This is a genomic window from Streptomyces sp. NRRL B-24572 (assembly GCF_002156145.1).
Taxonomy (GTDB): domain Bacteria; phylum Actinomycetota; class Actinomycetes; order Streptomycetales; family Streptomycetaceae; genus Streptomyces; species Streptomyces vietnamensis.
This window is the reverse complement of the sequence record NZ_MWIG01000444.1, coordinates 1-9029: the sequence shown is the minus strand read 5'-3', so window position 1 is coordinate 9029 and position 9029 is coordinate 1. Positions and strand designations below refer to the sequence as shown.

Sequence of the window (9029 nt, the reverse complement as noted above, 5' to 3'; positions counted from 1 at the left end):
GACCGAGCGGGGGACCAGGGTCGAGCGGTGCGCGCTCGGCGCCCTCGGGCCCTCCCACGACCTCTGTCCGATCGGCTGCTGCCCGGCAAGGGCGGAGCGGCCCGCAGCCGCCGGAGCCGACAGCCCGTACGCGTAAGGAGTCAGCGTGACCGACGTTTCCGACGTTCCCGACCCCCTGCTCACCGAACTGCTCGACCTCGCCCTGGAGGCCGCACGGCGGGCCGCTCCGCCCTTGCCGGGCAGCAGCCGATCGGACAGAGGTCGTGGGAGGGCCCGAGGGCGCCGAGCGCGCACCGCTCGACCCTGGTCCCCCGCTCGGTCGCGGCGCGCTCCAGGACGAGCTCGCGGACGGCGGCGGCGAAGCGCGGGTCGGCTCCGACGGTCGCCGAGCGCCGGACGGGCAGGCCGAGCCCGGCCGCCTTGGCGGTGGCCTCCGTGTCGAGGTCGTAGAGGACCTCCATGTGGTCGGAGACGAAGCCGATCGGGACCATGACGGCGGCGGGCACGCCGGCGCCGTGGAGCTCCTCCAGGTGGTCGCAGATGTCGGGCTCCAGCCACGGGATGTGGGGGGCGCCGCTGCGGGACTGGTAGACGAGCTTCCAGGGGTGGGCGACGCCGGTCTCCTCGCGGACCGCGTCGGCGATCGTCCGGGCCACGTCGAGGTGCTGCTTCACGTACGCCCCGCCCTCGCCGTGCTCGGTGACCGGTCCCGAGCTGTCGGCGGCGGACTCGGGGATGGAGTGGGTGGTGAAGGCGAGGTGGGCGCCGTCCCGCACGGACGGGTCGAGCTCCGCGAGGGAGGCGAGGACGCCCTCGATCATGGGCTCGACGAAGCCGGGGTGGTTGAAGTAGTGCCGGAGCTTGTCGACCCGGGGCAGCGGGAGTCCCTCCGCCTCCAGGGTGGCGAGCGCGTCGGCGAGGTTCTCGCGGTACTGGCGGCAGCCGGAGTAGGAGGCGTACGCGCTGGTGGTGAGGACGGCGATGTGGCGCCGCCCGTCGGTGATCATCTCGCGGAGGGTGTCGGTGAGGTAGGGCGCCCAGTTCCGGTTTCCCCAGTAGACCGGCAGACCGAGTCCGGCCTGCTCGAAGTCCGTCCGCAGCGCGTCGAGGAGCGCGCGGTTGTGGTCGTTGATCGGGGAGACGCCGCCGAAGAGGAAGTAGTGCTGTCCCACTTCCTTGAGCCGTTCCTTCGGGATGCCACGGCCGCGCGTCACGTTCTCCAGGAACGGGACCACGTCGTCCGGGCCCTCGGGGCCGCCGAAGGAGAGCAGCAGCAGGGCGTCGTACGGGGCGGGATCGTGCTGATCGGACATGGCACCGATCCTCCCACCCGCCTCCGGTGGCGGAGGGCGCGGCCCGTCCGGGGGGTGTTCGTCCGGCAACACCTGTCCGGAAAACGGGGATGACGCATCGAGTTCAACACCGTAGGCTTTAGGGGTTAATTACACGTGTTGACCAAGGACCTCTCTTGCCCAGTCCCTACCGCGCGATCTTCGCGGCGCCCGGAACCGCCTCGTTCTCCGTCGCGGGGTTCCTCGGCCGGATGCCGCTGTCCATGATGGGCATCGGCATCGTGACCATGATTTCCCAGGTCACCGGCCGGTACGGGCTCGCCGGCGCGCTCTCGGCGACGCTCGCGATGTCCGCCGCGGTCCTCGGTCCCCTGGTCTCGCGCCTCGTCGACCAGTACGGCCAGCGCGCGGTGCTCCGCCCGGTGACGCTGGTCTCGCTCGCCGCGGCCGCCGGGCTCCTCCTCTGCGTGCAGCAGAAGGCACCGGACTGGACCCTCTTCGTCTTCACGGCCGTGATCGGCTGCGTGCCGAGCGTCGGCGCGATGACCCGCGCCCGCTGGGCGGAGATCTACCGGGGCGAGGTGCAGCGCCTGCACACGGCGTACTCCTGGGAGTCGATCGTCGACGAGGTGTGCTTCATCTTCGGCCCGATCCTTTCGATCGGCCTGTCGACCGCCTGGTTCCCCGAGGCCGGTCCGCTGTTCGCCGGGGCGTTCCTGGCCGCCGGCGTCTTCTGGCTGACCTCGCAGCGCGCCACGGAGCCGGTCCCCCACCCCAAGGAGGGCGCCCGGGGCACCTCCGCGCTCCGCTCCCCCGGCCTCCAGGTGCTCACCCTCGCGTTCGTCGCCACCGGCGCCATCTTCGGCTCGGTGGACGTGGTGACCGTGGCCTTCGCCGAGGAGCAGGGCCACAAGGCCGCCGCCAGCCTCGTCCTGGCCGTCTACGCACTGGGGTCCGGCCTGGCCGGCGCCGTCTTCGGGCTGCTCCGCCTCAAGGGCGAGGCGTCCCGCAGATGGCTCCTGGGCATCTGCGCGATGGCCGTGAGTATGATCCCCCTCCTACTGGCCGGGAACTTGCCGTTGCTGGCCGTGGCGCTCTTTGTCGCGGGCCTGTCCATCGCACCGACGATGGTGACCACCATGGCCCTCGTCGAAGCGCACGTACCGCGCACCAAGCTGACCGAGGGCATGACCTGGACGGGTACCGGGCTCGCGATCGGCGTGGCGCTCGGCTCCTCGGCCGCCGGCTGGGTGGTCGACGCGTCGGGGGCGGAGGCGGGGTACGTGGTGCCCGTCGTCTCGGGCGCGCTCGCGGTCGCGGTGGGTCTCCTCGGACACCGCCGGCTGCGCAGGCCGGCGCCTAACCGGGAGGGACAGCGTGAGCAGGACGCCAACAGCGGGGACAGCGGGATCGGGGAGCGCCGGGACGGCGAGCAGCCCGTGGCGTAACTGGGCGGGAAACGTCACCTCCCGCCCCGCCCGGGAGGTGAGCCCGGCCTCGGCCGAGGAGCTCGCCGAGGCGGTGCGCCGCGCCGCCGAGGACGGGCTGCGGGTGAAGACGGTCGGCACCGGCCACTCCTTCACCTCGATCGCCGCCACCGACGGCGTGCTGATCCGGCCGGGCCTGCTGACCGGGATCCGGCGGATCGACCGCGAGGCGATGACCGTGACGGTCGAGTCGGGCACGCCGCTGAAGCGGCTCAACGTGGCGCTGGCCCGGGAGGGCCTGTCGCTCACGAACATGGGCGACATCATGGAGCAGACCGTCGCCGGCGCCACCTCCACCGGCACGCACGGCACGGGCCGCGAGTCGGCGTCCATCGCCGCACAGATCCGCGAACTGGAGCTGGTCACGGCCTCGGGTGAACTGCTCACCTGTTCGGAGAAGGAGAATCCGGAGGTCTTCGCGGCCGCCAGGATCGGGCTCGGCGCCCTCGGTGTGGTCACGGCGATCACCTTCGCGGTGGAGCCGGTCTTCCTGCTCACCGCGCGCGAGGAGCCGATGAGCTTCGACCGGGTCACCTCCGAGTTCGACGAGCTGCACGCGGAGAACGAGCACTTCGAGTTCTACTGGTTCCCCCACACGGACAACTGCAACACCAAGCGCAACAACCGCAGCGCGGGCCCCGCCGCCCCGCCCGGAAAGATCAGCGGCTGGATCGAGGACGAGCTCCTCTCCAACGGGATCTTCCAGCTCGCCTGCTCGCTGGGCCGGGCGGTGCCGCCGGTCATCCCGTCGATCGCCAAGGTCTCCAGCCGGGCCCTGTCGGCCCGTACGTACACCGACATCCCGTACAAGGTCTTCACCTCGCCGCGCCGGGTCCGCTTCCTGGAGATGGAGTACGCGCTTCCGCGTGAGGCGGCGGTCACCGCGCTGCGCGAGGTCAAGGCGATAGTCGAGCGCTCGCCGCTCAAGGTGAGCTTCCCGGTGGAGGTGCGCACGGCCCCGGCGGACGACATCGCGCTGTCCACGGCCTCGGGCCGGGAGACCGCGTACATCGCCGTCCACCTCTACAGGGGAACGCCCCACCACGGCTACTTCACCGCGGTGGAGCGCATCATGACGGCGCACGGGGGCCGCCCCCACTGGGGCAAGGTCCACACCCGCGACGCCGCCTACTTCTCCGAGGCCTACCCGCGCTTCGCCGAGTTCACGGAGCTGCGCGACCGGCTCGACCCGGACCGGCTGTTCGCCAACGACTACCTGCGCCGGGTCCTGGGCGACTGACGGTCACGCGGACACGCGCCTGAAGGTCACTCGGCTCCGGCGTCGGCTCCGGCCGGTGCCGGGGCCGTGGGGGTCTCCGGCTGCACCGTCCCGGCGGTCGGCTCCTGGGTCGGCGCGGTCGGTTCCGTCGTCGGGCCGGTCGGCGTCGGGGCGGGTGTCGTCCCCTCGCCGGCCGAACCCGAGGGGGTCGGCTCCGTCGACGGAGCGGCGGTGGTCGGCTCCCGGGTCGGCGTGGGTCCCGTCGTGGGTCCCGTCGTGGGGGTGCCCGCGCCGTCCTGCTGCCGCCCGGTGCCGTCCGCGGACCCCGACGGCGCGGGCGTGGGCCCCGCGTCCCGGTCGGGCGCGTCCTGGCCGCTGCCGCCGCCACCGTGCACGACGGAGCCGAAGGTGGTGGTGCCCTGCTTGCCGCTGAAGTCCTGCCCGGCGACCAGTTCGTAGGCGGTGATGCCGCCCATGGTGACGCCGAAGACCAGGGCGGCGGCGACCGCCGGCCGCTTCCAGCCCCGGACGCGGGTGCCGTGTGTGGTCGCCTCGCCGAACTCCCCGTCGGACGGCAGGGGGGCCGGAACCGTGGCGAGCATGAGGGTGCGGTCGTCCTGCGGCCCGGCCGGGACCCGGACCTGACGCGCCTTCGGCTTGGCCACCGCGGTCGCGTCACGGACCTGCTCGCCGGTGCGCTTGAAGACGTACTGGAAGAGCGGTCCGCCGCAGGTCGCGATGACACTGATCACACCGGCGCCGAGGATCGTGCCGTACACACCGAGGGTCGAGGCGAGCTTGGCGGCGATGACCGCGGCCAGGGCGCTGCCGGAGACCTGAGCCACGCTCAGGTCGATCCTTCTCTTCCCGCTCCCCTCCCCCTCCTCCGGCTCAGCCCCGTCGGTTTCCGGCCTGTGACGCATCTCCGACCCCTGGTGGTTCATCTGTTCGTCTTGCACCCAGAAGGGACAAACGGGAGAAGCGAATAGTTCCGTTTCTGCTGTTTCTGTGAAGAGTGACACGTACGGGGGAAGATCGCGGAGACTCAACTCCCGTACCGCCCGAGAAGTTGGGCGGCGCGCCGGTCCACCCAGGTGGCCCGAATGGAGTACATTGACGAACCCTGGGTCCGGACGCCCTCACGGGTGCCCGCGATCACGGGGAGGGGGCCGGACACGGCGCTCGAACCGGCGACGCCTCGGCATCGCACGGAAACCGACTGCACAGAGTGACCGCCAGTCACTTTGGGTAGTGAACAGGTAACCGTGCCATAACGGCGTTCCAGGGTCCATGCCCGACACGCCGGGCAACTCGGCAAGGTAGTGGCAGGCTGCACCCGGGCAGGCCACACTCGACTAGCGGAAGCAGCGACGCACGTGACGTCGGCAGGCACCACCCGGGAGGTCCCCATGCCCGAACTGCGTGTCGTGGCCGTCTCCAACGACGGCACACGACTGGTGCTGAAGGCTGCTGACAGCACGGAGTACACGCTTCCGATCGACGAGCGGCTCCGTGCCGCCGTGCGCAACGACCGCGCGCGCCTCGGTCAGATCGAGATCGAGGTGGAGAGCCACCTCCGCCCCCGTGACATCCAGGCCCGCATAAGGGCCGGTGCCTCCGCGGAGGAGGTCGCCCAGCTCGCCGGCATCCCCGTCGACCGCGTACGCCGCTTCGAGGGCCCCGTGCTCGCGGAGCGCGCCTTCATGGCCGAGCGGGCCCGCAAGACCCCGGTCCGCAGGCCCGGGGAGAACAGCGGCCCGCAGCTCGGCGAGGCGGTTCAGGAGCGGCTGCTGCTGCGCGGCGCCGAGAAGGACACCGTGCAGTGGGACTCCTGGCGGCGCGACGACGGCACCTGGGAGGTGCTGCTCGTCTACCGCGTCGCGGGCGAGGTCCACACGGCCAGCTGGACGTACGACCCGCCGCGACGGCTCGTCCAGGCCGTCGACGACGAGGCGCGGGCCCTGATCGGCGAGACGGACGACACGATCGCCGCCGCGCCCGAGCCGAGCTTCCCCTTCGTGCCGCGCATCGCCCGACTGCCCCGGGACAGGCCGCTCGACCGCGCCCTGGACCGCCAGATCGACCGGTCCGACCGCCAGCTGGAGCGGGCGCCCGCGCCCGTCGAGCCGGAGGAGGAGCGGGACTCGCTGACGAGCCTCCTGGAGGCCGTGCCGAGCTTCCGCGGCGACATGGTCGTGCCCGAGCCGCCCGACACCGAGCCCTCGGAAGAGGTGGAGGCGGAGGAGCCGCCGGCCCCGGCCGCCTCGGCGGGCGCGGGCTCGGCCTACGCCGACGTCCTGATGCCGCGCGCGGTCTCGGGCCACCGCGACCGGCTGCACGGCGCCACCGACCGCCAGGCCGAGGCGGACGGCGTCCGCCCGGGCCGCCGCGCGGCCGTGCCGAGCTGGGACGAGATCGTCTTCGGCACCCGCAGGAAGAAGCAGGACTGACGGCTGTACGGGGAAGGGCCAAGCCCTTCCCCGTACTTACACGTACGTACTACGGCGCTACCGCGGGTCCGGGCCCGTGGCGACCGGGCGGGACGGGTCCGAGGACCATTCCGACCAGGAGCCGGCGTAGAGGCCCGCGGGGATGCCCGCGATCTCCAGGGCGAGGACCTCGTGGGCGCCCGAGACGCCCGAGCCGCAGTAGACGGCGACCGGGGTCCCCTCGGCCGCGCCGAGCGCCGTGAAGCGGTGGCGCAGGACGTCGGCGGCCAGGAAGAGGCCCTCGGCGTCGACGTTCTCGGTCGTCGGGGCCGACACCGCGCCCGGGATGTGCCCGCCGACCCGGTCGATCGGCTCCACGTCGCCCCGGTAGCGCTCGGCCGCCCGCGCGTCCAGGAGCAGCCCCGCACCGGGGAACGCCGCCGCCGCGTCGGCGTCGAGCAGTCCCAGGGCGCCGGGCTCCGGCCGGAAGTCGCCCGGCTCCGGGGCGGGGACCTTCTCCGTGAGCTCCCCCGTCCAGGCCGCGAGGCCGCCGTCCAGGACCCGCACGTCCGGGTGGCCCGCCCAGCGGAGCAGCCACCAGGCGCGGGCGGCGCCCCAGCCGAGGCCCCCGTCGTAGACGACGACCGGCCGGTCCGCCGAGACGCCCGCCCGGCGCATCACGGCCCCGAAGGCCTCCGGATCGGGCAGCGGGTGGCGGCCGCCGCTCCCGGGCGGTCCCGCGAGTTCCGCGTCCAGGTCGACGTAGACCGCGCCGGGCAGGTGGCCGGCCTCGTACTCGGGCCGTCCGGGCGGGCCGCCCAGCGTCCAGCGGACGTCCAGGAGGACCGGCGGCCGGGGCCCGGCCGACTCGCTCAGCAGTTCGCTTGCGGAGATGATGGGCTTCATGGGGCCATCCTCGCGCAGCCGCACGGCCGCCGGGGGCGGACCCGGCGACCTCCGACGGGATCGCGCCACGAGTGGCACGGCCGGGGCGCGCCGCGCTGCCGTCGGTGTCACCATCGGACGGGGGCACGGCCACGACGATGGTCCGAGGAGAGAATGACGATGACCGAGGCGACTCCGCGGCCGCCCGGCACGCCCTGCTGGGTGAGCCTGATGGTGCACGGACTTGACGCCACCCAGGAGTTCTACAACGCGCTCTTCGACTGGGATTTCATCCCCGGTCCGCAGCAGCTCGGCCCCTACGTGCGCGCGTTGCTCGGCGGCAAGGAGGTGGCGGGCATCGGCCAGCTGCCGCCCGACCGGCACCTGCGCATCGCCTGGACCCCGTATCTGGCCGCCGAGGACGCCGACGAGACCGCCGAGAACATCCGCTGCTGCGGCGGCACCGTCGCCGTCGGTCCGCTGGACGCGGGCGAGGCGGGCCGGATGGCGATCTGCTCCGACCCGACCGGCGCGGTCTTCGGGGTCTGGCAGGCCGAGGAGCACCACGGCACGGCGGTGGCGGGACCGCCTGGGACCCCGGTGTGGAACGAGCTCCTGACGTACGAGACGTCCTCGGTCGGCAAGTTCTACCGGACGGTCTTCGGCTTCGACGTCGAGCCGATCGTCTCCGCCGACCACGACTACGCCACGCTCCACGTGGCCGGGGCCCCGGTGGCCTCGCTGCACGGCGTCGGCAACTCGCTGCCCCGGGACCGGGGCCCGCACTGGATGACGTACTTCGAGGTCGCCGACGCGGACGCGGCCGCGCGGCTCGTCGTGGAGCTCGGCGGCCAGGTGCTGCGCCCGCCGCGCGAGGGCACGGCGGGGCGGCTCGCCCTGGTGGCGGACCCGGAGGGCGCGGTCTTCACCCTGGTCAGGTCCGCCGAGCGCTGATCCCCGGTCGAGCCGAGCGGTGACCCGGCGGCCGCGCGCTGACCCGGTCGGCCCCACGCTGACCCGGTCGAGCCGGCGCTGATCCCCGGTCGACCGGCTCAGGCCCGTCGGCTCCGTACCAGGCCGCGGCGCAGCCGGGACGTGCCGGTCCGCTCCGGGGCGGCCCCTCCGCCCGGCAGCCCGAGCTGGGTCAGCCGTTCGGCGGTGAAGTGGTGGGCGGTGCCGGGGTCGGCGTGGTGCTCCGCCAGGAAGGCGGCGGCCTCCTCGCGGAGCCCCGGGTGGACCTTGTGCCGCATGCAGTAGCCGACGGCCCGGACCAGGGGCGTGAGCGAGGCCGGGGCCGGTCCGGGGACCGCGGGCTCCTCGCCGCCCTCCAGGTCCGCGACCAGGTGGTCGACGACGGTGAGCGGGATCCGGTTGCTGTTCTCGAAGGGGGTGAGCCGTTCGAGGACCTCGGCCGTGCCCACGCGCGCGACGGGGACGTCGTAGTACACGGCGGCGGTGAGCATCGCGGTGGAGAAGCAGCCGACGACGAGCTCGGGCCGGCAGCGCTCGTAGAAGGTCTCGGCGAGCAGCGGCCCGCCGAGGACCGTGAGCCGTACGCCGCTCCGCTCGGCCTCCTCGTCCAGGGCCTGGGAGTAGCGGGCGGGCGCGGTCGGGTGCGGCTTGAAGACGAGCGAGCGGTGTCCGGCCGCGGCGGCCCCGCGCAGCATCCGTACGTGCAGCTCTTCCTCCTCCTCGGCGGTGAGGAGGGAGAGGGCGG

At 73.4% G+C, this 9029-nt stretch carries 8 protein-coding genes and 1 pseudogene; 5 read left to right on the top strand and 4 right to left on the bottom strand.

Features of this window, described 5'->3' with window-relative positions:
• Positions 1–136 (top strand): annotated as a pseudogene (locus CCN56_RS42075) (ferrochelatase); the annotation flags it as partial.
• 43 nt (positions 137–179) lie between these two features.
• On the opposite strand, the gene CCN56_RS25490 reads toward CCN56_RS42075, so the two are convergent.
• On the bottom strand, positions 180–1313 hold the full coding sequence (locus CCN56_RS25490) for a ferrochelatase (protein WP_086830322.1): 1134 nt from the start codon (positions 1311–1313) through the stop codon (positions 180–182).
• 155 nt (positions 1314–1468) lie between these two features.
• Between CCN56_RS25490 and CCN56_RS25485 the strand changes: the two genes are divergently transcribed.
• Together CCN56_RS25485 and CCN56_RS25480 are read left to right on the top strand one after the other, a co-directional pair.
• The gene (locus CCN56_RS25485; protein ID WP_086830321.1) at positions 1469–2740 is read left to right on the top strand and encodes an MFS transporter; all 1272 of its coding nucleotides are present in this window, start codon (positions 1469–1471) and stop codon (positions 2738–2740) included.
• Positions 2670–4019, top strand: a complete 1350-nt coding sequence (locus CCN56_RS25480) for a D-arabinono-1,4-lactone oxidase (RefSeq protein ID WP_086830320.1) — start codon at positions 2670–2672, stop codon at positions 4017–4019. The genes CCN56_RS25485 and CCN56_RS25480 overlap by 71 nt, the downstream gene beginning before the upstream one ends.
• A 26-nt stretch (positions 4020–4045) precedes the next feature.
• On the opposite strand, the gene CCN56_RS25475 is transcribed toward CCN56_RS25480, so the two are convergent.
• Complete coding sequence (locus CCN56_RS25475; protein ID WP_256962131.1) at positions 4046–4843, bottom strand: hypothetical protein; 798 nt, start codon at positions 4841–4843, stop codon at positions 4046–4048.
• 564 nt (positions 4844–5407) lie between these two features.
• Between CCN56_RS25475 and sepH the strand changes: the two genes are divergently transcribed.
• Positions 5408–6448 (top strand): septation protein SepH, encoded by a 1041-nt coding sequence (gene sepH, locus CCN56_RS25470; protein WP_041131644.1) that lies wholly within the window; start codon positions 5408–5410, stop codon positions 6446–6448.
• A 57-nt stretch (positions 6449–6505) separates the two neighbouring features.
• Here the strand turns inward: sepH and CCN56_RS25465 are convergent, their stop codons facing one another.
• Positions 6506–7333 (bottom strand): sulfurtransferase, encoded by an 828-nt coding sequence (locus CCN56_RS25465; protein ID WP_086830319.1) that lies wholly within the window; start codon positions 7331–7333, stop codon positions 6506–6508.
• 159 nt (positions 7334–7492) lie between these two features.
• On the opposite strand from CCN56_RS25465, the gene CCN56_RS25460 reads away from it, so the two are divergent.
• Complete coding sequence (locus CCN56_RS25460) at positions 7493–8266, top strand: VOC family protein (RefSeq protein WP_086830323.1); 774 nt, start codon at positions 7493–7495, stop codon at positions 8264–8266.
• Between the two features lie 98 nt (positions 8267–8364).
• On the opposite strand, the gene CCN56_RS25455 is transcribed toward CCN56_RS25460, so the two are convergent.
• A partial coding sequence (locus CCN56_RS25455; RefSeq protein ID WP_218779443.1) for an alpha-2,8-polysialyltransferase family protein occupies positions 8365–9029 on the bottom strand: 665 nt, incomplete at its 5' end.

Coding starts and splice junctions, on each gene's coding strand:
- CCN56_RS25460 (WP_086830323.1), top strand. CDS start 7,493: ATGACCGAGGCGACTCCGCGGCCGCCCGGCACGCCCTGCTGGGTGAGC.
- CCN56_RS25465 (WP_086830319.1), bottom strand. CDS start 7,333: ATGAAGCCCATCATCTCCGCAAGCGAACTGCTGAGCGAGTCGGCCGGG.
- sepH (WP_041131644.1), top strand. CDS start 5,408: ATGCCCGAACTGCGTGTCGTGGCCGTCTCCAACGACGGCACACGACTG.
- CCN56_RS25490 (WP_086830322.1), bottom strand. CDS start 1,313: ATGTCCGATCAGCACGATCCCGCCCCGTACGACGCCCTGCTGCTGCTC.